Raw genomic sequence first — 26,494 nt, 5'->3', positions numbered from 1 at the left:
TCCGGAATATACTTTGCATAACTGGAAATCGCTGCTGCATTTGTATCAAACTGAGGACTTGAACTGGGGCGAGAAGGAATAAAGGGAGTGAACGCTGTGGCTGATAACAACCATCTCCATATGATCCGGCAGCAGTGGGATGCGTACCACCCGGAATATATGGAAGCGATATTGAAAGAACGGCCGGATTATTACAAGTTTTTTGCAGGAGGCGGAGTGGTCGATTCCTTCGAGTTTCGTCTGCTGGGCGATGTCCGGGGATTGCGGCTGCTTGACACTTGCTGTGCCTGCGATGCCAGTCAAGCCTTCTCTTGGGCCAATTTGGGAGCGAAGGTTACGGCATGCGATATCAGCGAGGTTGCGATTGAGATCGCCAAGAACAACGCCGCGATCATGGAGTTGGATGTGGAGTTTCAGGCGGCTGACGCGCAGACTTTGCAGCCTATCGCCGACGAAGCCTATGATATCGTCTATGCCACCTATCTGGTCTGGTATGAAGACATTAAGAAAGCGTTTAAGACATGGTACCGGGTGCTCAAGCCGGGAGGGCGTCTGTTGTACGCCGGACCGCATCCGCTGGCCAAGCTGCTGCATGAAAACGGCGGACTGCTGGAGATTACGCGCCGTTACCACGACAGAGCTCCGCATTACTACCGCTTTGATGCAACCGCCGTTGGAAGAAGACATGGCGTTGATGTGAACAAGCCGACCGTCAATTTTTTTCACACGCTGGCCGACATCGTCAATGCGATTTCAGCAGCCGGCTTTACGATCGAACGGATGGTCGAAACGGAGACGCAGGGCAGTACGATGAAGTCGTATTTGCCTGAAGAAATCGCCATTGTCGCGAAGAAACACAGCTGACTATGGAATGAAAGGACGGCATCCGACAGGCACTCGATTTGAAAAAAATCTTTGCGAATCGCAGACTGTAGACTATAATAAGAGTAAATATTTGGTATGTGCAACTGGCGTAAACGTGGTGAACCACGAGGGAGCACATATGGACAAAGCCGTACGCCTGGGCAAAGTGTTCGATCTACGGATCGGATGCTTTTTATTTTTCTGGGAGGTGCACGTATGGAATATTTCAATGACGTTGCTTCGGCTGTGAATTGGGTGGAGGGGATCGTGCCTTTCGGCATCAAACCGGGCTTGGATCGAATGGAGAGGCTGCTGGATCGGCTCGGACATCCGGAACGCGGGCTGTCGTTTATTCATGTCGCCGGTACGAACGGCAAAGGCTCGACATGCGCATTTTTGACGGAGGTGCTCTTGCAAAGCGGATATTCGGTAGGGACGTTCACTTCGCCGTGTATCGAAAGGTTTACGAACCGGATTCAGTGGAATGGCGCAGACATCCCGGAGCAAGAGGTGCTTGCGATTACGAATGTGTTGAAGCCGCTTGTAGAGGAGGTTGCGCAGTCCGATCTCGGTCACCCTACGATGTTCGAAGTGACGACCTGCATGGCCTTCGTTTATTTCGCCCAAGTCCGGCCCGACTTTGTCGTTCTGGAAGTAGGGCTCGGCGGCAGGCTGGATTCGACCAATGTCGTTACGCCGCTCGTTTCCGTCATCACGAATATCGGACATGATCATATGGCTATACTAGGGAATTCGCTGGAGAAGATCGCGTTCGAGAAGGCCGGGATCGTCAAGCGGGGCGTTCCTGTCGTAAGCGCGGCTGAGCAGGAAGAAGTGATCGAGGTGATCCGGCAGCGCTGCGCGGATCAAGGATCCGATCTTTATTTGCTGAACCGCGATTTCGAATACGAGGAAGTATCCTCCGAGCTGGACGAGCAAACGTTCAACTTTCGGAGCGCCCAAGGCCGCCGCGAGCGATTGCAGATCCGGCTGAACGGACGGCACCAGTTCAAGAACGCATCGGTTACGGTCATGGCGTTGGAGCTGCTGCGGACCCGGCACGGCGTGAACCTCCTTGGGCTTGAAGAAGGGCTGGCCCGAACGAAGTGGGCAGGGAGGCTCGAGATGGTGTCCGGCAAGCCGCGCTTGGTGCTCGACGGAGCGCATAATCCGGAAGGGGCTCAGACGCTTGCCGATGCGCTGCGCACGGTTTACTCGTATAAGCGGCTGCATCTGATGATGGGCATGCTGAATACGAAGGAGCATTCGGAATATCTCAAGCATGTGCTGCCGCTGGTCGATACGCTCATCATTACCGAGCCGGCGTTTCGCAACGAGCTGCCTGCAGGCGACCTGTACCAGCTGGCGCAGCGCATAGCGGATGAACAGCAGCTGCACATTCGGATGCATGTGGAGCCTAGGTGGAAGGAAGCGCTGAACATGCTTCTGGATATTACGCGAGAAGAGGACCTTGCCGTCGTCTCCGGTACGTTATACCTTATTTCCGATGTTCGTTCATGGATATTGCACAAGACGGAATCGTATAAGGGATTGTGACGAACGCGCTGCCGATGGCATGACTGCGCGAAACCTCGTTTTATAAGATTGCCCCCGCTTGACATAGGGCAAGGCCGCCGGACATGGTTTGTGTTCGACGGCCTTGGCTGCATTCAGGGGAGCGTGCGAATGTAGAAACCGGCGATCCCGTTAGCCATACTGCGATTGAAGTTATGCGTCACGGTCTCGCCTGACCCGTTAATGATCCCGTATTGCAGATGGGCGCCTTCCTTCTGCCTTAAATAATACGATCCCGGCTGCAGCGGAACGCCGTTGCGATCCTTGCCGTCCCAGCTCCAGGCCGGCGATTGAACGCCCCAGAACATATCGTTATTCGCTCCGGGAATCGGCAGTCCTTGAATGTGGACGGGTCCGTTCTTCGAAGGGACATGTCCGATGGCGCCTTCCCATACAACCTCGCCGATTCCGCCTCCGCCTTCGTCTACCTTCACGATTTCCAGATCGATGTTGAACCCGTTCAGCAATACAACATCCTCCTTGCCGACGTTATAGATCGAAGCGTGAAATTGGTACATGCGATCTTCCAGCGGTTTATTTTCCTCCGGATTCAGCTCTGTCATGTTCAGCATGAGAGACAGCGGGGCATCCCGATGATTGCCGGGCTGCATCAAGTAAGTCAAATGCCATGCTTCGCCTGCCGGATCACTGTGCGGAGCGCTTAACGAGACGCTGCTCTGTTCATTCGCGGCACCTTGCTTGTAGTCGACCTGTTGGCCGAGCTGCTCCGAGAAAAATCGCAGAGGCACATACGTTTGATTATTGTAGTTCAGAATCGGGCTTTCCGCCGGAAGCGTCTGGGCTTTTTGTTGAATAAACACTTGAATCGGGAACAGCACCGCTTTCACGGCGTCCGCGGCAAAAACCGTCGTCGTGCCGGCAATCAGCAGGCCGGCGCTTAAAGCAAGGGTGAAAGGAACTTTTTTCAAGACGGCACACTCCATCATTCAGCATGAGTTGGTTCTATGCTAGTAGACGCAGCAAGAGAATGGATTGTTGCGAGGGAGGCGTGAGCCAATTCATGGTTCCCGATTACGGCTGCCATACTTTGCGGCGGGAAGCCGTTGTTTGCGCCGGACCCGAGCAGCTTGCAGCGGTTCAGTACGAGCGTTCGGCGGCTGGTACGCTTCGGCTGCATGTTAAACGCAGGGAGATCAATGACACTGGAATATAAATGCGGATTGATTTCCCATAAAAAGGGTGATATAATTCACTTGTGGACGTAAAAAGTCCCTGTGGGACCAAAATGGTCCCGATAACAAAAGTTACTGGAGAGGGAGCGAAAAGTATGGGAAACATTGCAATTCACGGATTCGGGAGAATTGGCAGGACGGCCGCGAAAGCGGCGCTTTTACAAAACATGTTTGTTCCGGTTTCAATCTCCGACATCAAAGACATCAAGGCATTGGCGAGCTTATTTGCCTACGATACGAACTACGGCAAGTATCCCGGACGCGTAGAGGCTGGCTCGGATCGATTCATCATAGACAATCAAGAGATTCCGTATTTGAATTCGCCGGAAGCATTGCCGGATTGGGAAGCGCTGGGCGTCGACGTCGTTATCGATTGCACCGCGAGAGCGACGACCCGCAGCGGAGCACAGGCCCATCTGGATCGCGGGGCGAAGAAAGTGCTCGTCAGCGCTCCGAGCAAGTCTTTGGAGGATTGCGATGCGATTCTGCTGCCGGGCATCAACCTGGACAATTATGACTCGACGCAGCATCGCATTATTAGCATGGGGAGCTGTACGACCAATGCGCTGGCGCCGGTAGTGAAGATTATCGGGGAACGTCTCGGAATCAAGAGTGGATTTTTTTCAACGGTGCATGCTTATACGAATACCCAGTCGTTAACCGACCAGCCGATGAGCGCGATGCGGGATTCCTGGGCGGCGGCTGAGAACATTATTCCGTCCTCCTCGGGTGCGGCCAAAGCGCTTAAATTCATTTGGCCGGAGCTGAACATTACCGGGAAGGCGTACCGTGTTCCCGTTCGCACGGGAAGCATCGTTGAAGTGAACGTGCAGGTGGAGAAGAGCACGTCGCGCGAAGAAGTGAACGCTATGTTCCGGGCTGCGGCGGAGAGCGAGCAGCTGCGCGGCATATTGACCGTCCTGGAGGACGAATACGCCTCCTCCCGGATCGTCGGCGAACGTCATTCATCGATCATTGATCTTCCGCTTACCCAGGTGCTCGACGGCCAGCTTGTATCCGTTGCGGCCTGGTACGATAACGAAATGGGCTATGCGACCCGATTGGCGGAAACGGCGCTCTACCTTTCTCGGCATTGAGCTTCAGGCTGCGGAAGAACGGAATAGACGAAGAAGAAGAAGCCTTTCGCGCTGAAAGGCTTCTTCCATGAAGCGAGCGGTAAGGCCGGTCAGACGGCAGCGAAGCGAATCCAGCCCAGTACCGCAAAGCCGAGCAGCACGGTGCCGGCGCCGATTCCCGTTATCGCGCTCGGTGCGACGTTCAGTTTTTTGGAGATAAATATGGATGCGGCCGCGACGATAATGAGCAGCACGGCCAACACATTCAAGGCGCTATCCTGGAATACGCTATTCAGCCAGAAAAAATGAACGCCGACGACAAACGCAACCCAAGGTGCCACAGCATCGCCGCGCTTCTTGCGGAGCAAGACGATAGCGCCGGCCGCGGCGAGCAAAAATTCAATGAACACGAACAGCAAATAATGATCGAAGGCGCCGGGCGCCGCCAAAGCCGTACCCGCGTCCCAATGCGTAATGCTTAAGTACGCGCCGTATAAGCCGACCAGCAGCGAGACCGATGATGCAATGCCGAGATAAAAACGCCATCCCGGTCTCGGATTTTCTTGGGCCCAGCCGAACCAGCTGCAGCCGAATATGCCAAAAATGGCCGTATACATCGCATAATCCCGCACAAAGTCCAAGGCAGATCCTCCTTTACTCGTTTCATCCTTCAGTATCTAAACGAAATTCGGATGACAATGGTTGCAGGGGCCATTCATCGGGCTGTATGACAGACATCGGGACGTCATGCGCCGAGCGATTATTTGCTGGCTATTTTGCTGCCTAGTTGACTAGGCGCCGCGAATAGTGTAAATTTAAGCGAAAATTAGCAAATCAATGGCTTGGACCAAGGACATGAGGTTCCTTATCGCAGGTTACAGAGAAGAAGCCCCCGGCTGAAAGGCTTCTCCTTGCGGATGAACGCTCCCCGCCTTGCGAGCTGCGCGGTGAAACCTTAGTATCCGCTGCCGGCACCGACCGTTATTCGGGCAGAGGATCGCCTTAACCGGCGATTGAAGCTGGGTGGTACCACGACACATTCGTCCCTGATGAGTGTGTCTTTTTGCGTTTCAACCTATATTGAAGGAGTGATCCCTGATGAGACAATCGACGCTATGTTCCAGCACGCTGCGCGAAGTGCCGTCCGATGCGGAAGCGGCCAACCATCGGCTGCTGCTGAAGGCAGGCTTTATAAGACAGCTTGCTTCGGGTGTGTATACGTATATGCCGCTGGGCCGGCGCGTGCTGCGCAAGCTGGAGCAGATCGTGCGGGAGGAAATGGACCGCGCGGGTGCGCAGGAGATGCTGATGCCGGCGCTGCAGCCCGCTGAGCTGTGGAAGCAATCCGGCCGCTATAGCGTATACGGACCGGAGCTGATCCGGCTGAAGGATCGTCACGACCGTGAATTCGCGCTCGGTCCTACGCATGAAGAAGTCGTCACGACGCTGATCAAGAACGAAATCAGCTCTTACAGGAGACTGCCTGTTATTGTATATCAAATCCAAACGAAGTTTCGCGATGAGCCCCGTCCGCGGTTCGGGCTGCTGCGCGGCAGAGAGTTTCTGATGAAGGACGCCTACTCCTTCGATGCCTCCTGGGAAGGTCTCGATTCATCGTATCGCACAATGTATGACGCTTACGTGCGCATTATGGAGCGCTGCGGCTTACAATACCGGGCGGTCGAAGCGGACGCGGGGGCGATTGGCGGCGAAGGCGGCACGCATGAATTTATGGCGCTTGCCGAGATCGGCGAAGATACGATCGCCGCTTGCGACTGCTGCGGCTATGCGGCCAACATGGAGAAAGCGCAGTCCCGCGCCGAGCGTCCCGCACCTGCGGTGACAGCCGTGCCTCCGGTGGAGAAGGTGCATACGCCGCACGTTCGTACGATCGAGCAGCTGGCGCAATATTTCGGGACCGAGTCACGGAATATGATCAAGACGCTGATCTACGCTGCCGACGGCAAGCCGCTGGCTGTGGTGGTGCGCGGCGACCATGAGGTGAACGAGACGAAGGTGAAAAATGAAGTCGGCGCACTGGAGCTCGAGCTCGCCGATGCGCAGATGACTGCCGCCGTTACCGGAGCGCCTGTCGGATTCGCCGGTCCGGTCGGGCTGCAAATTCCGGTGCTGGTCGATACCGCCGTCGCTACCATGACGAGCGGCATCGCAGGCGCGAACGAAGCCGACTTCCATCTGCAGCATGTCGTTCCCGGCCGCGACTTTTCGGTGGAACGCACGGGCGACTTCCGGAACGTCAAGGAAGGGGAGCGCTGCGCGCAGTGCGAGGACGGCACGCTGCAATTGTTCAAGGGCATCGAGGTCGGCCATGTGTTCAAGCTCGGCACCAAATACAGCGAAGCGCTCGGCGCGCGTTTTGCGGATGCGGCGGGCCAAGAGCAGCCTGTCATTATGGGGTGCTACGGTATCGGCGTATCCCGGATGCTGTCGGCGATCGTCGAGCAGCATCATGATGAGCGGGGCATCCTCTGGCCGCCGGCGATTGCACCTTATCGCGTCCACGTCATTCCGGTATCGGTCAAGGACGAGGTCCAGATGCGCCTTGCGGAGGAGCTGTATGCGCAATTGCGGGAGCGCGGCGTCGATGTGCTGCTCGACGATAGAGAGGAGCGGGCCGGCGTGAAATTTAACGATGCCGAGCTGATCGGCATCCCGATTCGCGTGGTTGTCGGCAAGCATGCCGGGGACGGAAGCGTGGAGTATGCGGAACGCAAAGACAACGAGAAGCGGGTCTTATCCGTGGAGGAGGCGCTCTCGCGGATTATGGAAACGATATAGATATAGCTGCTGCCGGCTTGGTCTGGGCAGAGTATTTTGCGGTGCAGGTGGATAAGAAGGATGTGTGAAAAGGTTGACGACAAACCGTTTTCAAAGCTTGAACGCGTATGTTCACGATATTCAACAACAGATCGGCGCTACGGCTGCGGCTGTCTACGTGATCCAGAACGATGCCGTCGTTAACGAATGGTATTCGGGCAGGCACGATGCCGCGGAAGCATCGCGAGCCGTAGACGCCTTTACCCGGTTCAACGTCGGCTCTGCCCGCAAAACGTATCTTGCCCTTGCGATCAGCCTGCTAATGGAGCAGGGACACATCACCGGCATGGACGATGAAATCGCAAGGTATCTGGCCGAGTATAAGGAGATGGCGAGAGGCGTAACGCTAAGGCATCTATTGACACATACCCACGGTTTAACGTCGAAGCTGGGGAAGCTGGAAAGCGAATTTGCGGCCGGCGAAGATTGGGCGTACCGAAATACCGGCATTGCGTTATTGTTTGAGCTGGTTCAGCGGCAAACCGGTTATTCCTTGAGCGAATGGATGAGACGCCAAGTATTTGAGCCTTATGATTTGAATGAAACGGGCTGGGAAATCGCGAATCACGAGCATCTGATCTACAATTATTACGGTCGAGCCGACAACTGGGTCGGGCCGAACGACAGCGGAGCGGGAGATCAGAGCAACTTGTTCGTCAGCGCGCGGGACTTCGCCAAATGGGGGTATATTCATCTCCGTCAAGGCTCCACCTGCGGTGAACAGCATGTGCCGCAAGCTGTATTCGCTCGTGTCTCCCGCTGCGCCACACCCTCATCCGTGCCGGCAGATCGACCTCGAAACGGATTTATTTGGTGGCTGCAGCACGATACGCCATTGAATCATCTGGGCGAGCGGCTGCCGCAGGATTCTTATATGATACTGGGCATTACGGGCTGCGCCTGCCTTGTCCTTCCAAGTTACGACGCCGTCGGTGTCCGCATGTACAATCAGCTGTCTCCTTCCGAAGGGTACGATTATATGAGCGACATAAGAACATTCGGCAATATGGCAAATGATTTGCTGAGCGACAACGTAAAGGTATAAATCGGCAGGGGGCATATCGGATTTGCGGCGAAGGCTTCTATTGACAGCGGCTCAACCGCATGATACCGTAATGTAAAAATTTACAAATTAACAACTGAAGGAATAACCGTTTCGTCGTAACAAACAAGCCGGCTGCTTCCCGAGAAGCGGCCGGCTTGTTTCACGTCGCTGTAGCTGCCGCCAGCATGGGGATTCATGGGCCGAGCTGCCGCTCGGATGCTCCGCTTCATGCGCAGAGCCAGCCATCACGGCAGAGGGCATCGGTTTGGCGCCCTCTGCTATGGCCTGTGAAAGCGAGTCCTTACGAAATTACCTGCTGCGGCTGTCCGATTCGAGGCAGCCGAGTGAGGCGAACCGGTCGATGGCATCCAGCGGCAGATGATCCGTGACGAGCCGGCCATAATGCGCAACGGCGACAATGCCGTTCTCGTCGATCAGAAATTCGGCCGGAATGCGGTTCATGTTGGACCCCGCTTCCGGAGTCAAGGCAAAGCCTTCGGCTTCCGCCTGAGCAACGAACGTCTTCGTGGCGGCATCGGCGATCGTCGCCTGAACCTTCGCTTCGGATACTTCGACGCCGTACAGCGCGTAGAGTCTCGCCTCGGGATCGCCGATTAACGGGAACGGCGCTTCCTGCCGCCCGACATGGCGGGAGAGGCTGTCGGCGGGAGATTCGAATACCGCCACAACATCCAAGTCCAGCCGCTGCCACGCGTCATAGCGCCGGATGAAATGCCGCACGCGCAAGTTGCACAGCGCGCAGGCGGCGTTGCGGAAGAAGGCCACCAGCACCTTTTTTCCGCGAAGATCGGACAAACGGACGGACGTGCCGTCGATGCCGGTGAATACAAAATCGGGGGCGATGTCCCCGGGGGATAAACGAATGCTCACAGCGTTAACCTCCTGATCGCTCAATGCGATAAATTCAGTCTCATTAGACTGAATCGACTATACCAAGGAAGTTAACGTTCTTCTGTGACCTGGTCACCAACGAAAGCTTCGAGCGTCTCCCGCTGAAGGATCGAGACCGATCCTCTCCCCGTGGCGATCCAGCCTCTTCGCTGCATACGGCTTAGCTGCCGGCTGACGACCTCGCGAGCGGTGCCCAGCTCGACGGCGAGCTGCTGATGCGTAATCTTCACGTCCGGCTGCCGGTCGGAAGTGAGCTTGAGCAGCGTATCCGCTAACCGTATGTCCAGCGGGAGCGACGATTTTGCGCTGAGGAGACTGCCCATGCGGATCAAGCCGTCCAGCACGCTGCCGAATACTGCTTGGCGGACCCGTTCATACTGGAGGACCCAGCGCAGGAATGAGCTTTTGGCAACGTACAGCACCGTCACGTCGGTTTCGGCTGTAATGCTTCCCGGGTAGTCCCGGCCGCTTAATCCGCTGAGCACCATCAGCGAGCATATATCTCCTGCGGACAAGCGAGCTGTCATCGCTTCGCGGCCTTCCGCGGTGATGCTTGAGATCGAGATCGTGCCGTCCAGCACGAAAAAAGCGTATTTGCCGGCTTCGTCGCCGGAAAATAGCACGGTCTGAGCAGGAACGGATTGGAGCCTGGGCTTCGCGGCAGACCATTCCTCGGCGGGAATGGCCTGCAGGCCGGGAAATATGTGCAATAACGTACGCAATGCAGGGAGCGTGTCGGTCATATCGGTTTCTCCGATCGGGTAAAGGATAGCTTTATTTTAACAAGCAGAAGGGCATGGAGGCCAGTTATAATAGAGAAAGCCCGCCGATTCGAGACGGAAGGAACGGATAGGCCGATAAGGGAATGCTAGCCACTATTCATAAAAGGAGCCGGATGCACATGTTCGATCAATCGCCGTTTGCATGCAAATTGGAATGGGGGCAGCGAGGCGCAAGGGAAGCTGCGGAACGAGGGGATCTGATCATCGTCGTCGATGTGCTGAGCTTCTCTTCTACAGTAACAACGGCCGCCGAGTACGGCGCCGTTATTTATCCGTATCCGCCTCCGGTTAATGAGCATGCCCGTCGCTTTGCGGAGGAAATAGGCGCGCGAATGGTTTGGGGGAGGGCCGAGTCGGAGAAGTTTGGAGGTCCTTCGTTATCGCCCTTGACGTTCTTGCCTTCCGATGAAGGGCACAAGTTCGTGATGTGCTCACTTAACGGCGCCGCCTGTACATGGGCTGCAACCAAGGCGACTGCCGTGATCGCAGGCTGCTTGCGGAATGCTTCGGCGGTGGCTGCCTATGCGAATGAGCAAAGCGCCATCCTGGGTGCCGATGTTACCGTCGTTCCATGCGGGGAGCAGTGGAACGATCCGACCGAGCAGGAGAATCGACTGCGTCCCGGTATCGAGGATTATTTGGCCGCCGGTCTTATATTATCGAAGCTGAATGGGAGCAAGTCTCCCGAAGCGCAGGTGTGCGTCGGAGCTTATGAATATTCCCGCTTGAACGTGGCCGAGCTGATCTATGATTCCGGGAGCGGACGCGAGCTTCGCCAGCGGGGATATGAAGCGGATGTGACGCACTGCATCCAGACCGATCGGAGCTTGGCCGTTCCCGTGCTTGAGGAGGGACGGTTCATGGACAAAGGTAAGAATCGCTCAGCCGCCCGTTCGGAATGAAACGGTATCGCATCGGCGGCAAAGGGAATTGAACGGATACCGCGAATAGATGGATAGACGGGTAAAAGCCAATAGAACGAAGCTTAGAGTATACATAGAATTCGGATCGGAGGGGAAGGCGTTGGAAAATCAAATGACCATCGTACAGCTGCATTCCGTGGATGATGAGCATATCGCGGAGTTGTCCGAGCTTCTGATCGCCGTCGTGGAAGACGGCGCGTCGATCGGATTTTTGCCGCCGTTGGAGCGTTCCGAAGCCGCCGAATATTGGGCGAACGTGCCGGGTCCGGGTGTTCTCCTGTTCGCGGCGGCGATAGAGCGCAGAATCGTAGGGAGCGTACAGCTCCACTTAAGCGCCAAGGCAAACGGCGCGCATCGGGCTGAAATCGCCAAATTGATGACGCATCCGCAATATCGGCGCCTCGGGATCGGACGTATGCTCATGCGCATGGCAGAGGAGCAGGCCCGGCAGGAAGGCCGTTCCTTGTTGGTTCTCGATACGCGGGAGGGAGATGCTTCGAACCGGCTGTACGTGTCGATTGGATTCACCCCGGCCGGGCGCATTCCCCGTTATGCGAGATCGGCCAACGGGGAATTGCATGCGACCGTATTTTATTACAAAGAATTGAGCTGAAGGTTCCGACACGATACGATGCGAAGAAGCAGGCCACGATGCTGTGTCGTACGGATAAAGTGAAAACGAACGAAATGCAGTTGGATTGACCTCGCCGGTCGGATCGCTGCATGGCCGGGAAAAGGAGATTTTTAATTATGATGCGAACACGTAAGCTGCGAACCGGAAGGGCTGCCATACGGATGGCGCTCCTCATCGCCGCGGGAGCTGCGCTGATCTGGCCGAATGCTCGTGCTGCATCGTCGTCCGAAGATCGGGCGACGTATCCGGCTTTCCCCGTTACCGTGAATGGAACGGCTATTGATTCATTGCATAGCTTGTATCCGCTCCTGCTGTACCGCGATATTACGTATTTCCCGATGACATGGGAGTATACGGCCGCGCTTGGGTTGACCGCCGCATGGGATGCGCAGAACGGTCTTTCCCTCCAGACGAACGGGACCTGTGCGCCGCTTACGCAGACGTTTTCGGTGCAAGCGGTTAACGGCAGCGGCTATGCGGATGCAACCCCCGTGCCATTCCCTGTGAAAGTGAATGGGACGCTCATTGATAACGCGCAAGAACGCTATCCGGTATTGCTGTACAACAATATAACTTATTTTCCGATGACATGGAGATTTGCCGGCGAAATGTTCAATTGGCGGACGGCATGGGATGAGGTGCGCGGCTATAGCATTCAATCGTGCGATAGGCCGGCCGGGGAAGCGTCAGCGCACACGGATGCGCTCAATGCGGCCAACGGAGGGCAGCTTGCCGTAAAGGACGATTGGATTTATATGAATCCGCAGCGGAGCTCAGGCGGGACCCATCATCTCATCAAAGTGAAATCGGATGGTTCCGAGCGAATGGAGCTGGCAGAGGATAATGCCTTGTCGATCAGCGTCACGGGCGACTGGCTGTACTATATCACTGCGGAACCTTCCCAACCGAATGCAATGTATAAAATCCGAACCGACGGGACCGGGCGAACGCTCGTGTCGCATACGGCAGGCGAGCAGCTATGGGAGCAAGACGGCTACCTCTATTTCCTGCGGAATGCAGATCGGCAGCCGGATGATGCTGGGAATGGAGACCGGTCCGAGGGCCGCACGGGGATTTCCCGAATGAACATGGACGGCACCGGGGAGCGGCTGCTTCTGGAAGATGCGGCCGTGCTGAGCTTTTATTTGTATGGCGGCCAGATCTATTACCGGACTGTGGAGGATGAGCGCAACAAACTGTACGCGATGCGCCTCGACGGGACAGGGAAGCAGTTGCTGAGGGACGACGTGACTTCCTTTATCATTGTCGACGGTTGGATTTACTATATGCAGGACCAAAAACAGCTTCGTAAGATGAGTCTGGACGGAGCGACGGATATCGCTTTGACCGAATTTGAGGTCCCGAGGGCTTCGATCAAGACTTCGCAAAGCGGCTGGCTGTATGTTACCGTTGCCGTCTCCGGCAGCATTGCCGGATCGAATCCGATCGTACGGGTGAGAATTGATGGCACCGGCCGAGAAACGATCGCGGAAGCCCGACCGCAGGCGCTTTACATCGCGGGGGACGAAATGTATTTCGCCAACTGGGTCATGGGCGACAGTGTGCTGGAGCATTTCAAGCTGGATCAGTGAACAGCCGCTCGTCTTTGAGCGGAGCCAATCCTGCCCTGCAGAGAAATGCACGTTCGGAAGTCCCCTCACCATAAAGGATCGTCATGCTTAACGAAAAGAGGGACATATATGATACGCCAAGCGGTGGGCGCCATCGTTCAGTGCAACGGCCAATTTTTGCTGGTGCATAAAGTGAAAGGCGCGCAAGGGAAAATCAAAGGCGTTTGGGATTTCCCCAAAGGCGGCGTCGAATCGCATGACGTTGGCCTGGAAGCGGCGCTGTTGAGGGAATTGAAGGAAGAGACGGGATCGGCCATGTATGCGGTTAAAAAGCGGTTCGACGCGAGAGTGAGCTTCGAGTTCGATGAGAAGACAAGACGAATCATCGGGTACGAGAGGCAGGAGACGACCATGTTTCTCGTCGAGTACACGGGAGACATGACCGATCTGAAGCCCGAGGACGACGAGATCGATGACGTGAAGTGGTTTTCGCCGGAGGACGTTAAGCCGCTCGTTTTTCCCGAAGCCCGGCGGTTTTTCGAACAATACGTGCTGCCTCGGGGGGAAGCGCAAGCTTGAACCGGCAGCCTTCACTCGCAGTGAACATCATGATCGGAAAAAAAGGTAAGCCACCGGATAGAATCGTATGTTAAAATATGGATAATTCGTCATTGGGAGGGGAATAGCTTGACGGTACTTAAAATCATCGGCGTCCTCGTTCTCGCTATTGTGCCTGCGTATGAGTATTACAAACGGCGGTTGTGGAAGAAGCCTAATTCCTTCGACATGTATTAGAAGACAGGGGCGAACGCAGGAATAGGAAAGGCGGTGGAGCGATGAGAGGCTTGCGCATTCTCGTTTGCTTAGCGATCGTCATCGTGCTGTGCTCATGCTCTCATGGCAAGAAGGGAAATCCTCCTCCGAGTCCGCCCGATCCGTTTCCCATCGAATTGGAAACGGTGCAGCAGCAGTTGAACCGTCTGGGGGATCGGGCGGAAATGAAACTGAACATTGCGGTACGGACGAACGTCGAATACAACAGCAGCGTGATCATCCGCTATTCGCTCTATGATGCAAGAGATTCGCAGCGTCTGATCGAGACGCAAGAACTGTTTCATGCTGAAATCCCTGTCCATAAGAAGGTGGAGATGGATTACACCATCAAGTTCGAGCGGTACGGAACGTATTCGCTGGAAATCAGCGCCGAGTATAACGGCGCCGGGCAAAGAAAGCAATATGCAATCCGCTTTGACGAACAAGAGCTTCGAAACGAGCTTCGTTACACGCTTCATTAATGTAACCATTCGTATACCGGGAGGATTCGCAGATGGAAACTATGCATCGTTTGCCAGAGCTTGAGGCCCAGGTGGTTGAGCATGGCGAGTTGAAATTAATCGGCATTCCTTGCATCGGACTGAAGGACATGTCAAGCAAATACCATTTGGCCAAAGAGAGCTTGCTCGGACTCGCCGCCCATATGCCCCAGATCGTCGATGCGTCCGTTCAATACGGCGTGTGGCCGCAAGTCAACGGCCAACGCATCGCCGATACGCATGCGTACGTATTATGCGTGGAAGTATCCGGCTTCGACGGGGTGCCGGAATGGTTTGCCCGGATCACGCTTCCCGCGCAGCGCTGCGTCGCCGCAGCGAGCAGCGAAGGCGATTTTGACCGGGCCGGTCGGATTATTGACGCATATATCGCCGAGACGGGGCTCACCGTAGACGCGCAGGGACGTGCGTATACGATCTGTGAACGGTACCGCTACAACGCGGAAGGTTTCGCACGCTATTCGCTGCCGATCGTCTCCGGTTGATGCGCTAGAAGCCGGTCACGTCAGGATGCTTGCAACTGCCTGGATATCCAAGATCGTCATGGCAAGCGAAACAGGCTCGATTCCGGCAGGGAATCGAGCCCGTTTTCATGATGCGCCTCCGCTTCAAACCGCGCTCATCCTCGTTTGCGGGCGAGCATTAGCTCATTCAAGTAGCATTTCGTAACGCTGCCGCCGAATTGATCATCGATGAGCGAGCCGATGCAGGCAAACAGCTTCTGGCGGTTGTTGGCATCAAGCGTCAGGTGCGTGGAATAAGTCGACAACAGATCGAGATATTGTTCCGTGCTGTACGTTTCCTCCGTAACGTAATGCCGGACGGTAGGTTTTTCGAACAGCCCGCTGTCTTCAAGCGGTCCCGTGTCCGGCTTCATGTCGGAGACTTCGGTGAGGCGAAGATTCGGCGGCGTGCCCGGCATATAGCTTTCGTAGAAGGACTGCACTTGCTCGAAGAACAGCCGGTCGCCGCCAGCCGCATGCAAGTAGTTGACGATGGCCAGATGGCCTCCCGGACGCAGCAAAGCAGCCGGCTTGGCGAAGCGCACTTCCGGGTCCAGCCAGTGGAACGCCGTCGCCGCAATGACAAGGTCGAACGACACGGAGGCTGGCGGTTCCCATTGCTCGAATGCGCCGACATGCATGTCCACGTTGGGGAAATCGGCCAGGTTGCGCTTCGCCACGGCCGCCATCTCAGCACCGAGCTCGACGGCCGTGATGCGGCAGCCGCGTTTGGCCAGTTCGAGGGTGGCGATGCCCGTGCCCGGCCCGATCTCCAGTATTCGCGACTGCGGGTTCAACTGCGCCGCTTCGAACAAATCGTCGAACAGCTCCCCGGGATAACGGTTGCGAACCCGGTCGTACAGTTCCGCAACTTCATTGAACGTAGCTCTTTTTTCCAGCGGCAATGCCATACACCTCCTGTAGAAACGAGTATACATATATTCGTTGCGCTGCATCCAATTCCTTCCTCCCCCGTGATCCTAGGCTTGCTCGGTGCCGGTTCCCGGTCCGTGCCTTGTTGACAGAACGAACCTGCCTGGGCAGCGCGTTACTGCCTACTCGATCTGCGGCGGATAAAAGGCAGGTACAGCAAAATGAATACTGCCGCCGCAACTGCTTCCAGCGACAGCAAGTACCACGGCCACGGCCCCAAGTAATCGAGCAGCGACGGGCCGGGCGGTTTGCGGGCGACGAACATGTAGTTGCCGCCGGTGGCCAGATTGACCGGCACGATAACGGCCAGCAGTACATTGAGCGCGAGCAGCACTCTCCCGATGGAACGCAGCGTGGGACGGTAGCCGTGAACCCAGGTCATGTACAGCGCCACCCATACGATTGCGCCGTGACCGATGAAAAAGTAAAAATAAGTGAAGTGCGGGAAGCCGGACAAGATGGCCGCCGGCGTCAACAGCGCCTGGAGCGCTCCGCCGATCCCGGCAAAATATAAAAACTCGTACAGCCGGTACGAGGGGAACAGCAGCATGACGATCGTCAGCAGGTAGCCGATGCTGCACAACTGAAGCGGCAGCGACGCTTCCAGCGAGAACTGCCCGTAATATATGTACCAGCCGTACAGCAGCGCTTCGAATACGAGAAGAAGCAAAACCAGGCCGATGCGGATCGCACGTACCGGCGCATCCTGCCGAAGCGGCTTGCGGAACCGGTACAGCAGCAGAATGAGCAGCGCGATACAAGCCAGCGGGATGAGATGCTGCGGCGTAAACATCATAAACGGATATCCCGTCTCATTGAACCAGTCCATGTAAAGCCTCCTTTCACGATCGTACACTCATCATAGTGGAACCGGGTACAGCTTTCAATATGAACAGGAAAAATAAGGAAAGGAGACTGTCCATGGTCCGACAACCGTACCTTACGGCCGAGACGCCGGCTCCGCCCCCAGGCGCGCTTGTTTCCCATCATAACCGCAGTCCGTTCGGCTATGCGGGCTGGCGTGCTTCTGGCACCAAAGATTGGCTTTTGATGTATACGCTTTCGGGGGAAGGGTGCGTCAAGGAAGGGCCGCACGCGCAGTTGTGCCGCGCCGGCGACATGATTGTGCTGCCGCCCGGTACGCCTCACGACTACTTCACGACGGAAGGCAGCGTGTGGGAGATGATGTGGGTTCACTTCATTCCCAGACCCGCATGGGCGGCCTGGCTGCAATGGCCCAAAGTATCGAAGAGCCTGCTGTTCCTGCACATCGGCGATGATGCCGTATGCACCCGCATCGAGGCGGCCTTCAGGAGCCTGATCGCCGATAACAAGGCTGTCATGAATCCGCTGTTTGAGGAGCTTGCGCTCAACGCGCTCGAGGAAATACTGCTGCTCGCGGCAAGCCTCCATTACAAGAAATCGTCGCACACGCTCGACCCGCGAATTCATGAGGTGCTCGATCTGCTGTCCCAAAACATCAAAGAGCCTGTCAGCGTAACCGACTTGGCGAAAAAAGTGAATTTATCCCCTTCCCGGTTGGCGCATTTGTTCAAGGAGCAGACAGGGGATTCCATGATCGGGACGTGGAACAAAATGCGCTTGAAGCAGGCGGCAAGACTGCTGGAGCTTACGTCCCGCCAGGTTACGGAAATCGCCGAAGATGTCGGCTTTCAATCACCGGATTATTTCACGAGCAAGTTCAAGCAGTATTTCGGCGTCAGCCCGAGCGCCTATCGAAAGCGATTGCGGAAATAGCAGAATCGCTAGGATTTACAGCCGGAATGGCGATTACGGTCGTCGTCCCGTTTTCCTACAATGAAGGTAGCATATTTCTTGGTTCGGCCAGGAAAATGCCGGCGCTTGGCGGCAGGACTGTGAGGGTAGGTCCGAGCTGGTGAGCGTATAAGATGCTGCCCATATGAGGAGGATGAACGATGTTATCGTACAAACAGGTAATGGATTATGAGCGTGACGGCTATGTCATCGTCGAGGGGGTGTTCACTCAAGACGAGGTGGACCGGATGATCGATGCTGTGGAGAACGGGGATCGGGTTTCCCGGACCAAGCATATCGGGCAGGCGGACACATCCGGCAAAAATTCGAACCTGGCCATCTGGCACGAGCTGGGAGACGATATTTGGTCCGCCGCTTCCATTGCCCCTCGCGTCGTCCACCCGGTTCGTATGCTGCTGAGGGAGGACGCCGCGTTCTTTCACGGCAAAGTGATGCTGAAGGAGGCGAGAACCGGCGGGGCGTGGGAATGGCATCAAGATTACGGATATTGGTACAACCAAGGCTTTATATTCCCGACCATGATCAGCGCCTTCGTCGCGCTCGATGAGGCAACGATCGAGAACGGCTGCCTGCAAGTGCTGAGAGGGTCGCATCTGCTCGGCCGGATCGACCACGGGAAGGTCGGCTCGCAAGTCGGCGTCGAACCGACGCGGCTGGCTCAGATCGAATCGATGTTCGAGCGGGTGCATTGCCAGTTGAAGCCAGGCTCGGTATTGTTTTTCCACAGCAATTTGCTGCATGCGTCTGCGGCGAACGAATCCGATCGTCACCGCCGATCGTTCATTATGTGCTACTCCGCCGTCTCGAATCCGCAGATCACGAAGAACCGTACCGTGTGGCGGCCGTCATGTCCGGTTGGCGCGGAAGGGGCTATCCTGGCCTGATCGTACGGCAGCAGGGGGAGCGCTCGGCGGCTTGTCCCCTTCAAGGCTCGTACACGAGCTGTGCACGAGTCCCCCTGCCGCATAAATAAAGCATTACTGGAGTGAATAGAAAAGGGTCCGTATCCTAGATGGGAAACGGACCCTTTTTCCTATGCGAGTGGAGTTTATGTGAACGCCGGCATGCCCTTATTCGCGCTCAGCGACGAATGCATCCGGATCGAGCAGGCTCCAGTCTGCCGGAGGCTCTCCGAAATCCGGCACATCGAGCATTTCCCCGTCCCGCAAGGATGATTCATGGGCGATCAATCCCGGCGCCATATAATCGGCGGCTCTCCAGGCATGGTTCGGCGGCAGCTTGTTTGTATGAACCGCCTTGACGAAGTCGTCGGCCAAAAATTGATGCGAGCCGAGATGGCCGTTCGGCATCCCGTTGTAGGACGCGGGAAGGCGGTAGTGGTGATGCGCCTTGGCGAGCGATGCGTTGAAATCATGCGCGAGCGTCTGGTGGATGCCCTGCTCATCCAATCGAACGCGTATATTTTGGCATTGAAGCTGTGGGGTCAGCTCCTCGACCGTCCCCCATTTCAGGCTGGTCCAGACCGAGCCGCCGGCATGCTCCTCGTAGCTGCCTTGCGTGCCAAACATGCTCATGTATACGCTGTTGCGTCCGCCCCAGCCTACGCGCCGGAATTCGTTCAGGCGCATCATCCCGCCGTCCGAGGTGCGCACGAGCGCGCTTTGATTGCTGAATTCGTTGTCCCACAGATTGGCGCCTTTGCGGAAAACTTCATCTTCATGCCCATCTTTATAGCCGAGACAGGCAACCTTCGTCGCCTTGGCGCCGGTCACCGAAATCACCATACTGACCGAGTGCGTTGGATAATGCATGGGCGGAATGCCGGCCACTTGCTTCCAATCCGGGCCGCCCGAATACTTGAACGCATCGTAAAAACCGTGCGACATGTCGTGCAAATATTGCGCTTCGCCATACACGAATCCGCCGAAAGCTCCCGACTGGAACTGATCCCGGCAGTATACGGTGCTGGGATAATAATAGCTCGTCTCGCCGGTCATATAGATCAGCCCGGAGCGCCGGACTTCATCGATGATTTGCCCGATTTCCTCCAGGCTTTGGGCCATCGGCACGGCGCAGTACACGTGCTTGCCGGCCCGCAGCGCCTGGATCGCTTGGGGACCGTGAAGATGTCGCTGCGTGAACAGGGCCACCGCATCCACGTCGCTGGTCAGCAGCTCGTCAAGCGAAGCGTACGTGCGCTTCAGGCGAAACGCTTTGGCGAACTGTTCCCGCCGGTCGGTTTGCAGCTCGGCGAGAGTCACTTCCTCGACATACGGGTGTGCTTGAAACAACGGAATAAAGCATTTGGAAAATTGACCCGCTCCGACAACGCCCAGTTTAAATCCCACTTCGTAACCGCTCCTTTGTATGCCATACGGCATAAATGTATTTTCCCACACGGACTTGTTACGCTTGCCTATCGGGGTTTCTCTTTATATTGTAAGGAGCCGCGAGCCCGGTGTATTTGGTTCAAACCTATAAATTTGTAACCAAAATCACAACGATTGCGCGAGGCGCAGCAGAACGGACAGCTAGAAGCGGTTCCCGCCCAGCTGCCCGAGGGTCACTTGTCCGGCGTATCTTTAAATAACGTGGCGCAAAATTCGGATAGGCTCATGCCCGTCTTTCGTTTGAATATTTTCCCGAAGGCGTGGATGTTCACGTATCCGACCTCGCTCGCAATTTCGCTGAACGACAGGCCGGACTGGAGCGCAAGCTCCTTGGCCTTCTCCAGCCGAACCCGGATCAGATACTGCGTCGGCGACATCCCGAACGCTTTGCGGAACTGGACGATAATGTAGTTGCGGCTCCAGCCCGTCAGCTTCTCAAGGTCGCGATGGCCAAATCCTTCACGGAGATGACTGTCGATATAATTGCGCACGAGAATGAGCTTCGCTTTATTGGCGTCTTCCTTTTTGCTGGCCGTCGGGCCGAGAGCGTCGCTTGCTGCAGACAGCTGGAGCAAAATGCGCATCAGCACGTTCTGGCAGAGCAGCTGGTGGTACAGTCCCGACTGGCGGTAATGCAGCACGAGCTCGGATAGCTTGTTCTCCAGCGCCTGGTTCGCGAAGTTGCCCATGTAGTGGCTGCCGCCTGCGGTTTCCGGACCGAGCAGGTCGTGAATCGGAAAGGACACTCCGCCGAAATGGAAGACGACGGAGATGCATACGTAAGGCGTTCCCGGCATCGTGCGCACATGGTGCCGCTCGTTCGGCCCGTGGAACAGCAAATCGCCGCGATGCGTCATGTACGTCCGGCCTTCGATGACGTATTCCGCCGCCCCTTCCAATACGTATTGCAGCTGGTATTGCTTGAGCTGCCGGGGCTTCAGGCTCCAGCCGTCCGGAGCGTGGAACATATGCGCCAGCGTCAGGTAAGGGGGGAAATAGTAATCTTGCAGCTGCTCCAGCGTATCGTCCGGCTCGAGAAAATACAGTTTATTGGACATGGCTTCCACCTCTGCTTTTATTGTACGTGCAACGCGGGTCATATCCAAGATGAATATGATTTTGGTTACCACATTGTTACTTTGAACCAAATACTTTCAGGAGAAAGTTCTCTACAATGAGGAATCAAAGAGCGATGAAGGAGGAGGATTCGCATGACGCAGACAGCAGAACGCAGAAATTACAGCCTGGCCGGGCCGGAGAACGAGCGGGCGCAGGCTAAAGGTCTGGCCGATGCGCAGTGGTATACAAGCCCGGTGCCGCGAGCGAGGCTGAAGCAGCTGATGCAGCGAAAAGACGGTCCGGCCATCCGCGACACGATCATCTGGTTTGCGGCGCTGATCGCGGCAGGAGTATGGGCTTACCAGGCGTGGGGAACGTGGTGGGCTGTGCCGGCCTTTGCACTGTACGGCATCCTGTACGCCACGCCGGCCGATTCGAGGTGGCATGAGTGCGGGCATGGCACCGCATTCAAGACGGCATGGATGAACGAAGCGGTTTACCAGATTGCCTCGTTTATGGTGCTGCGTTCGGCTACACCGTGGAGATGGAGCCATGCGCGGCATCATAGCGACACGTACATCGTCGGCCGCGACCCGGAAATTTTGACCGAACGGCCGCCGATCTGGCGAATCATCGTCATGCAAATATTTCATCTGTATGGAGGACCGCTGGAAATCAAACGCTTCGCCCTCCACTGCTTCGGCCGGGTGGACAAGGAAGAGAATGAGTATATACCGGCATCGGAGCGGCGCAAGGCGTACCTGGAGGCGCGCATCTACCTGCTGATTTTGCTGTCGGTCGCCGCCGGTTCTGTTTACGCGGGAAGCATGCTGCCGCTGATGCTGATCGGACTGCCTTCGTTCTACGGGAGCATGATCGTGCTGCTGTTCGGGATGACGCAGCATTTGGGCTTATGCGAGGACGTGCTCGACCACCGCTTGAACACGCGCACTGTCTATATGAACCCGATCCTGCGCTTCCTTTACTGGAACATGAATTATCATATTGAGCATCATATGTTTCCGCTGGTTCCGTATCACGCCCTGCCTCGGCTGCATGAGGAGATGAAGGCGGATTGCCCGCCGGCGTGCCGCAGCTTCACATCCGCGCTCGTCGAAGTGGTAACCGCGCTGATCCGGCAAAGGAAAGACCCTTCCTATACGGTGCTGCGTCCGCTGCCGAGCACGGCCCGCCCTTACAAGTACGGCCCCGAAGGCGGGATGCCGAAGGAGCAAGCCGGAAAAGGGACAGAGAGGGAGACAGAGACGGGGACGGCCCAAGCGGCCGCGACAGGAGGAATGACGCATGGCATGTGACGAATGGATCGAGGCTTGCGCCGCCGACGATCTGGCGCCGGAGGATGTAATCCGCTTTGATTCCGGCGACCGCTCGTTGGCTGTATACCGTACGGCGAATGACGAATATTACGCTACCGACGGGTACTGCACGCATCAGAGAGTTCATCTGGAAGGAGGGCTGGTCACGGGAAAGCTGATCGAATGTCCGAAGCATAACGGCCGGTTCGATTTCTCTACCGGCGAGGCGAAGCGTCCGCCGGCTTGCGTCGCTTTGCGGACCTATCCCGTCAAGGTCGTAGCGGGTGCGGTCTACGTCAAGCTCGCCGACGCGATGCAAGAGCAGTGCACGAAGGAGGAGCGCTTACGATGAACCATCCTCCCGGGAGCCGCTCGCCCGATCCGGCGCCGCATCGCGGCGGCAGCCGGACGCCGTCATGCCGCATCCGGTACTCCGTCTACCGGGGCTTACGCTCGGTGGAGATGGAGTCGGGCGAAGTGAAGCTGATCATGCTGCCCGAGCTCGGGGGCAAAATCGTCTCGCTGGCGTATACGCCGGGAGCGAAGGAATGGCTGGTTGATTCGGGGACGAGGGCATTGCGGCGGGCCGCGTACGGCTCGGCATTTACGGCGGCCGACATGAGCGGCTGGGACGAATGCTTCCCGACGATTGTCGCCTGCCCTTATCCGGCCGAAGGCGCATACCAGGGAGCCCTGCTTCCGGATCACGGAGAGCTGTGGTCCGTGCCGTGGCGCACGTGCGCGGAGGGAGAGAGGGTGGTATGCAGCGCAGCGGGGAGGGCGCTTCCTTACACATTCACGCGCACGATGCGGTTTCTCGACGAGCGCACGCTGCGCTTCGACTACGAAGCGGCGAATTGGGGCGGCGAGACGCTTTCCGTGCTGTGGGCGGCCCATCCGCAGTTTCTTTGCACGGAGCATACGCGCATTGTTTTGCCGGAAGGGACGGACCGGCTGCTCTGCGTCGACGGCGGCCGGACCTTGGAAGCCGGACGCTCTTATCGCTGGCCGACGGGCAGCCCCGTGCTGGACGATACGTTCACCCGCGCAGGCCCGGCTACACTGCAAGATTGCCGCAAATATTATGTATCGGGGCGTCTGCGCGCCGGAACCATCGGGCTCTATGACGAGCAGAGCGGCCACGGCCTCTCGCTGGCATGGCAGCCGGACGTTGTTCCTTATGTCGGCGTCTGGATCGACGAGGGCGCGTTCAATGAGCGGACGGTTTGCGCCTTGGAGCCGAGCAACGGATATTATGACGTGCTGAGCGAAGCGTGCCGGAGAGGAACACAGCTTCGGATCGGCGCCGGGCAGACGGCGAAGTGGCATCTGGACGTGCGTATGGGGCAGGGCGAAACGTTGTTTCACGCGAATATGTAAGCGTTTGCTGAGAAATCTCATCATTGCTGTTGATCTCATGTTTTTGAGCAATTGGAGCTCGGCGGTACCCTATAACCGTAACCATGGGAGGTGTTTCGCGTGAAAAATAACGGCCTGTTCGCGGCAGCGATCCTGCTGTTGATATGGATGACTGCAGGATGCAGCGGCCATCAGGAGAGCGGAGGGCAAGCATCGGGACAGAAAAGCGCGTCCGAGGGGGGACTAGAAAGCTCCGCTCCGCCTGTGGTAAGCACGGAGCCTGTCACCTTGAATATATTGGCCTCGGCGTACCAAGTGGATTTTGAAACGATGCTGATCGATCCGGTGAAGAAGAAATATCCGAACATTACGCTGAACTTGATCGCAACAGGGACGGGAAAGAACATCCAGGATCTGGTCGTGGCGGGGAATACGCCGGATTTGTTCACGGGCTATACCGGCATGATGCCGACGCTGAAGCAGCTGGATTTGCTGGACAACATCGACCCGCTCATCCGGAAATTCCGTTTGGATCTGGACCGATACGAGCCGGGAGTGATCGATGCGATCCGCATGTCCGGCAATAACAACGAGCTGTCCGGCCTTCCGTTCAACTTGCAGCTCAATGCACTCTATTACAACAAAGACATATTCGATCGTTTCGGCGTTCCTTACCCGAAGGATGGCATGACGTGGGACGACGCGATTGAGCTTGCCAAAAAATTGACGCGAACCGAGTCCGGCATTTTATACCGGGGGCTTGACCCGGAAAGCATGACGCGCATTTTTTATCCCAGATCCATCAACATTGTCGACCCGAAGACAACCCTGGCGGCCGTGAACAATGAGCAGTGGAGGACGGTCTTCGACCTGGGGAAAAGAATCCTTTCGATTCCCGGGAATGAGCGGAAGGAATCGAGTCCGATCAATGAATTCCGCAAATCCAAGACGCTGGCGATGCTGCCGAGCTACAACTTTTTGAGCGATATGAAGGAAGCGGGCGAGACCGGGCTGAACTGGGATGTGGCGCAGTATCCGAGCTACAAGGACCGGCCGAATACGTACGGGATGGTCGACCCGTGGATCATGTTCGTGGCCAAAACAAGCAAGCACAAGGAGGCCGCCATGCAGGTGCTCGAAGTATTGACTTCGGATGAAGTGATGCTGCAGATGTCGAGGAATACGGCCAAGCTTCCGCCGCTCAAAAATCCGGAAATGAAAAAAGCGCTGGGCGAAAACATGCCGTTCCTGAAAGGCAAGAGCATGGCTTCGATCTTCAAAAGCCGTCCCGCCCCGAATCCTTCCTTCACCAAATACGATGCGGATGCGCAAAAATTGCTGGAAGCTTCGTTCTGGGATTACGTCAAGGATAAGAAAGATATGAATACGGCGCTCAGGGACGCCGAGGAAGCCATCAACCGGATCATCAGAGAAGATTAAGCTCAGCCGCAGACTTGTTCGCCGCTTCAACCTGATCGCTTTTCAAAGTGGCGGGTTCCTAATTTGTGGCATCCAAAAAGAAAATAGGGTGGGGCAGTCGTAACTCGCTGCTCGACCCTATTTTCGTTGCGCATCGTATTCCAATGCAGATTCCTGTTCTTCAGATAAAAGGTTGTTCCATGCGGACCCCCGAATTGGCCGGTCGGACGGAAGTTACGGTTTTACAACAGATAGTAGAATTTCCTTCTCATCGGAGATCACCGTTACATCCGGCGAGAACACCGCATCCTTCACTTGCAATGACGATCCAGGCTCCATGCCGCTGATGTCGAATTCAACTGACGTCGGCAAATGCCCCGGCAGCGCCTCCACCTCGATAAAAGCGCACTGGATTTGGACAACCGCCCCTTGCTTTGTACCGATCGGCGTGCCTTTGAATTTGAGCGGAATTTTCGTACGCACGATTTCGCCGGACTGCACCTGCTGGAAATCCACATGGAGCAGCTCCCGTGTCACCGGGTCTCGCTGGAAATCCTCCAGCAGCACGGTCACCGATTCCTGCCCGTCGAGCCGCAATTCGATAAAGCCGGAGGCGCCCAGCTTCATCCACTTCTGAAATTGAATCGTCGGAATATGGATCATCCGGTTTGCCGCCTGTTTACCAAATACAATGCCGGGCAGCCGGCCCGCTCTCCGCAAATTTCGAAGACCCGATGAATTCAAATGATTACGTTGTTCCGCTTGAAAATAAGTCGTCATGCTATGCTCGCTCCTCTTCATGAAATGATTATCGTATACGTTCACTATCATTCACGTTCCCCCTGATCGGGGCTGCAAAGAGAAACACAGCATCACCACCTCCACGTCCCACGCGATAATATACATTTAATGTAAAATACCCAAAATATAGAGCAAGGCACTCCACCTGGAAAAGGTGGAATGCCTATGGGATGTTTTCACCATACCATAGAACCGCTGTTTTGTCGAACGGG

General features: G+C 56.3%; 26 protein-coding genes and 1 riboswitch. Of the genes, 17 read left to right on the top strand and 9 right to left on the bottom strand.

Annotated features, from left to right (window positions below):
* Nucleotides 1–96 precede the first annotated feature (96 nt).
* Nucleotides 97–864, top strand: a complete 768-nt coding sequence (locus KXG62_RS12245) for a class I SAM-dependent methyltransferase (RefSeq protein ID WP_218092259.1) — start codon at nucleotides 97–99, stop codon at nucleotides 862–864.
* Between the two features lie 90 nt (nucleotides 865–954).
* Nucleotides 955–1,034: riboswitch (ZMP/ZTP riboswitch) on the top strand.
* A gap of 46 nt (nucleotides 1,035–1,080) precedes the next feature.
* Nucleotides 1,081–2,421, top strand: a complete 1,341-nt coding sequence (locus tag KXG62_RS12240; RefSeq protein WP_246627410.1) for a bifunctional folylpolyglutamate synthase/dihydrofolate synthase — start codon at nucleotides 1,081–1,083, stop codon at nucleotides 2,419–2,421.
* Between the two features lie 113 nt (nucleotides 2,422–2,534).
* Here the strand turns inward: KXG62_RS12240 and KXG62_RS12235 are convergent, their stop codons facing one another.
* A complete protein-coding gene (locus KXG62_RS12235) occupies nucleotides 2,535–3,368 on the bottom strand; it encodes a stalk domain-containing protein (RefSeq protein WP_218092257.1) in 834 nt (277 codons plus the stop codon).
* Nucleotides 3,369–3,727: 359 nt separating this feature from the next.
* On the opposite strand from KXG62_RS12235, the gene KXG62_RS12230 reads away from it, so the two are divergent.
* Nucleotides 3,728–4,729, top strand: coding sequence for a type I glyceraldehyde-3-phosphate dehydrogenase (locus KXG62_RS12230; protein WP_218092256.1), 1,002 nt, complete (start codon nucleotides 3,728–3,730; stop codon nucleotides 4,727–4,729).
* Between the two features lie 89 nt (nucleotides 4,730–4,818).
* Here KXG62_RS12230 and KXG62_RS12225 read toward each other — a convergent pair whose 3' ends face one another.
* Nucleotides 4,819–5,340, bottom strand: coding sequence for a hypothetical protein (locus KXG62_RS12225; RefSeq protein WP_246627420.1), 522 nt, complete (start codon nucleotides 5,338–5,340; stop codon nucleotides 4,819–4,821).
* 466 nt (nucleotides 5,341–5,806) lie between these two features.
* Between KXG62_RS12225 and KXG62_RS12220 the strand changes: the two genes are divergently transcribed.
* Nucleotides 5,807–7,507: a proline--tRNA ligase gene (locus KXG62_RS12220; protein WP_218092254.1), complete on the top strand. Its 1,701-nt coding sequence runs from the start codon at nucleotides 5,807–5,809 to the stop codon at nucleotides 7,505–7,507.
* Between the two features lie 64 nt (nucleotides 7,508–7,571).
* A complete protein-coding gene (locus KXG62_RS12215; protein WP_218092253.1) occupies nucleotides 7,572–8,591 on the top strand; it encodes a serine hydrolase domain-containing protein in 1,020 nt (339 codons plus the stop codon).
* A gap of 309 nt (nucleotides 8,592–8,900) precedes the next feature.
* Here the strand turns inward: KXG62_RS12215 and KXG62_RS12210 are convergent, their stop codons facing one another.
* A complete protein-coding gene (locus KXG62_RS12210) occupies nucleotides 8,901–9,482 on the bottom strand; it encodes a peroxiredoxin family protein (RefSeq protein WP_218092252.1) in 582 nt (193 codons plus the stop codon).
* 71 nt (nucleotides 9,483–9,553) lie between these two features.
* Nucleotides 9,554–10,246 carry a Crp/Fnr family transcriptional regulator gene (locus tag KXG62_RS12205; RefSeq protein ID WP_218092251.1) on the bottom strand — a complete coding sequence of 231 codons (693 nt, stop codon included), beginning with the start codon at nucleotides 10,244–10,246 and terminating at the stop codon, nucleotides 9,554–9,556.
* Between the two features lie 158 nt (nucleotides 10,247–10,404).
* Between KXG62_RS12205 and KXG62_RS12200 the strand changes: the two genes are divergently transcribed.
* The 6 genes from KXG62_RS12200 to KXG62_RS12175 all read left to right on the top strand — a co-directional run bounded on the left by KXG62_RS12200 (nucleotide 10,405) and on the right by KXG62_RS12175 (nucleotide 15,229).
* Complete coding sequence (locus KXG62_RS12200; protein ID WP_246627409.1) at nucleotides 10,405–11,187, top strand: 2-phosphosulfolactate phosphatase; 783 nt, start codon at nucleotides 10,405–10,407, stop codon at nucleotides 11,185–11,187.
* A gap of 133 nt (nucleotides 11,188–11,320) precedes the next feature.
* Nucleotides 11,321–11,821: a GNAT family N-acetyltransferase gene (locus tag KXG62_RS12195; RefSeq protein WP_218092391.1), complete on the top strand. Its 501-nt coding sequence runs from the start codon at nucleotides 11,321–11,323 to the stop codon at nucleotides 11,819–11,821.
* A 137-nt stretch (nucleotides 11,822–11,958) separates the two neighbouring features.
* Nucleotides 11,959–13,434, top strand: a complete 1,476-nt coding sequence (locus tag KXG62_RS12190; RefSeq protein ID WP_218092249.1) for a DUF5050 domain-containing protein — start codon at nucleotides 11,959–11,961, stop codon at nucleotides 13,432–13,434.
* A 108-nt stretch (nucleotides 13,435–13,542) separates the two neighbouring features.
* A complete protein-coding gene (locus KXG62_RS12185; protein ID WP_218092248.1) occupies nucleotides 13,543–13,992 on the top strand; it encodes an NUDIX hydrolase in 450 nt (149 codons plus the stop codon).
* Nucleotides 13,993–14,249: 257 nt separating this feature from the next.
* A complete protein-coding gene (locus KXG62_RS12180) occupies nucleotides 14,250–14,708 on the top strand; it encodes a hypothetical protein (RefSeq protein WP_218092247.1) in 459 nt (152 codons plus the stop codon).
* 32 nt (nucleotides 14,709–14,740) lie between these two features.
* Nucleotides 14,741–15,229 carry a GyrI-like domain-containing protein gene (locus KXG62_RS12175; RefSeq protein ID WP_218092246.1) on the top strand — a complete coding sequence of 163 codons (489 nt, stop codon included), beginning with the start codon at nucleotides 14,741–14,743 and terminating at the stop codon, nucleotides 15,227–15,229.
* Nucleotides 15,230–15,363: 134 nt separating this feature from the next.
* On the opposite strand, the gene KXG62_RS12170 is transcribed toward KXG62_RS12175, so the two are convergent.
* Nucleotides 15,364–16,152, bottom strand: coding sequence for a class I SAM-dependent methyltransferase (locus KXG62_RS12170; protein ID WP_218092245.1), 789 nt, complete (start codon nucleotides 16,150–16,152; stop codon nucleotides 15,364–15,366).
* Between the two features lie 143 nt (nucleotides 16,153–16,295).
* The gene (locus tag KXG62_RS12165; protein ID WP_218092244.1) at nucleotides 16,296–17,009 is read right to left on the bottom strand and encodes a YwaF family protein; all 714 of its coding nucleotides are present in this window, start codon (nucleotides 17,007–17,009) and stop codon (nucleotides 16,296–16,298) included.
* Nucleotides 17,010–17,101: 92 nt separating this feature from the next.
* Here KXG62_RS12165 and araC point away from each other — a divergent pair, with 92 nt between their 5' ends.
* Both araC and KXG62_RS12155 read left to right on the top strand, forming a co-directional pair.
* A complete protein-coding gene (gene araC / locus KXG62_RS12160) occupies nucleotides 17,102–17,938 on the top strand; it encodes an arabinose operon transcriptional regulator AraC (protein ID WP_218092243.1) in 837 nt (278 codons plus the stop codon).
* A 179-nt stretch (nucleotides 17,939–18,117) separates the two neighbouring features.
* Nucleotides 18,118–18,861: a phytanoyl-CoA dioxygenase family protein gene (locus KXG62_RS12155; protein WP_218092242.1), complete on the top strand. Its 744-nt coding sequence runs from the start codon at nucleotides 18,118–18,120 to the stop codon at nucleotides 18,859–18,861.
* Nucleotides 18,862–19,047: 186 nt separating this feature from the next.
* Here the strand turns inward: KXG62_RS12155 and KXG62_RS12150 are convergent, their stop codons facing one another.
* Together KXG62_RS12150 and KXG62_RS12145 are read right to left on the bottom strand one after the other, a co-directional pair.
* The gene (locus KXG62_RS12150; RefSeq protein ID WP_218092241.1) at nucleotides 19,048–20,286 is read right to left on the bottom strand and encodes a Gfo/Idh/MocA family protein; all 1,239 of its coding nucleotides are present in this window, start codon (nucleotides 20,284–20,286) and stop codon (nucleotides 19,048–19,050) included.
* A 215-nt stretch (nucleotides 20,287–20,501) separates the two neighbouring features.
* The gene (locus tag KXG62_RS12145; RefSeq protein ID WP_218092240.1) at nucleotides 20,502–21,386 is read right to left on the bottom strand and encodes a helix-turn-helix transcriptional regulator; all 885 of its coding nucleotides are present in this window, start codon (nucleotides 21,384–21,386) and stop codon (nucleotides 20,502–20,504) included.
* 153 nt (nucleotides 21,387–21,539) lie between these two features.
* Between KXG62_RS12145 and KXG62_RS12140 the strand changes: the two genes are divergently transcribed.
* From KXG62_RS12140 to KXG62_RS12125, 4 genes are all read left to right on the top strand, one after another.
* Nucleotides 21,540–22,703, top strand: a complete 1,164-nt coding sequence (locus tag KXG62_RS12140; RefSeq protein ID WP_218092239.1) for a fatty acid desaturase family protein — start codon at nucleotides 21,540–21,542, stop codon at nucleotides 22,701–22,703.
* Nucleotides 22,693–23,055, top strand: a complete 363-nt coding sequence (locus KXG62_RS12135) for a MocE family 2Fe-2S type ferredoxin (protein ID WP_218092238.1) — start codon at nucleotides 22,693–22,695, stop codon at nucleotides 23,053–23,055. The genes KXG62_RS12140 and KXG62_RS12135 overlap by 11 nt, the downstream gene beginning before the upstream one ends.
* Nucleotides 23,052–24,083: an aldose epimerase family protein gene (locus KXG62_RS12130; RefSeq protein WP_218092237.1), complete on the top strand. Its 1,032-nt coding sequence runs from the start codon at nucleotides 23,052–23,054 to the stop codon at nucleotides 24,081–24,083. The genes KXG62_RS12135 and KXG62_RS12130 overlap by 4 nt, the downstream gene beginning before the upstream one ends.
* Before the next feature lie 99 nt (nucleotides 24,084–24,182).
* A complete protein-coding gene (locus KXG62_RS12125; RefSeq protein WP_218092236.1) occupies nucleotides 24,183–25,502 on the top strand; it encodes an ABC transporter substrate-binding protein in 1,320 nt (439 codons plus the stop codon).
* Nucleotides 25,503–25,715: 213 nt separating this feature from the next.
* On the opposite strand, the gene KXG62_RS12120 is transcribed toward KXG62_RS12125, so the two are convergent.
* On the bottom strand, nucleotides 25,716–26,312 hold the full coding sequence (locus KXG62_RS12120) for a 50S ribosomal protein L25 (protein WP_246627408.1): 597 nt from the start codon (nucleotides 26,310–26,312) through the stop codon (nucleotides 25,716–25,718).
* Between the last annotated feature and the right edge of the window lie 182 nt (nucleotides 26,313–26,494).

Origin of the sequence: Paenibacillus solanacearum, assembly GCF_910593845.1 — a bacterium.
In the GTDB taxonomy this organism is placed as follows: Bacteria; Bacillota; Bacilli; order Paenibacillales; family NBRC-103111; genus Paenibacillus_G; species Paenibacillus_G solanacearum.
The sequence above is the reverse complement of the archived record's forward strand: the minus strand, read 5'-3'. Positions and strand labels throughout refer to the sequence as shown.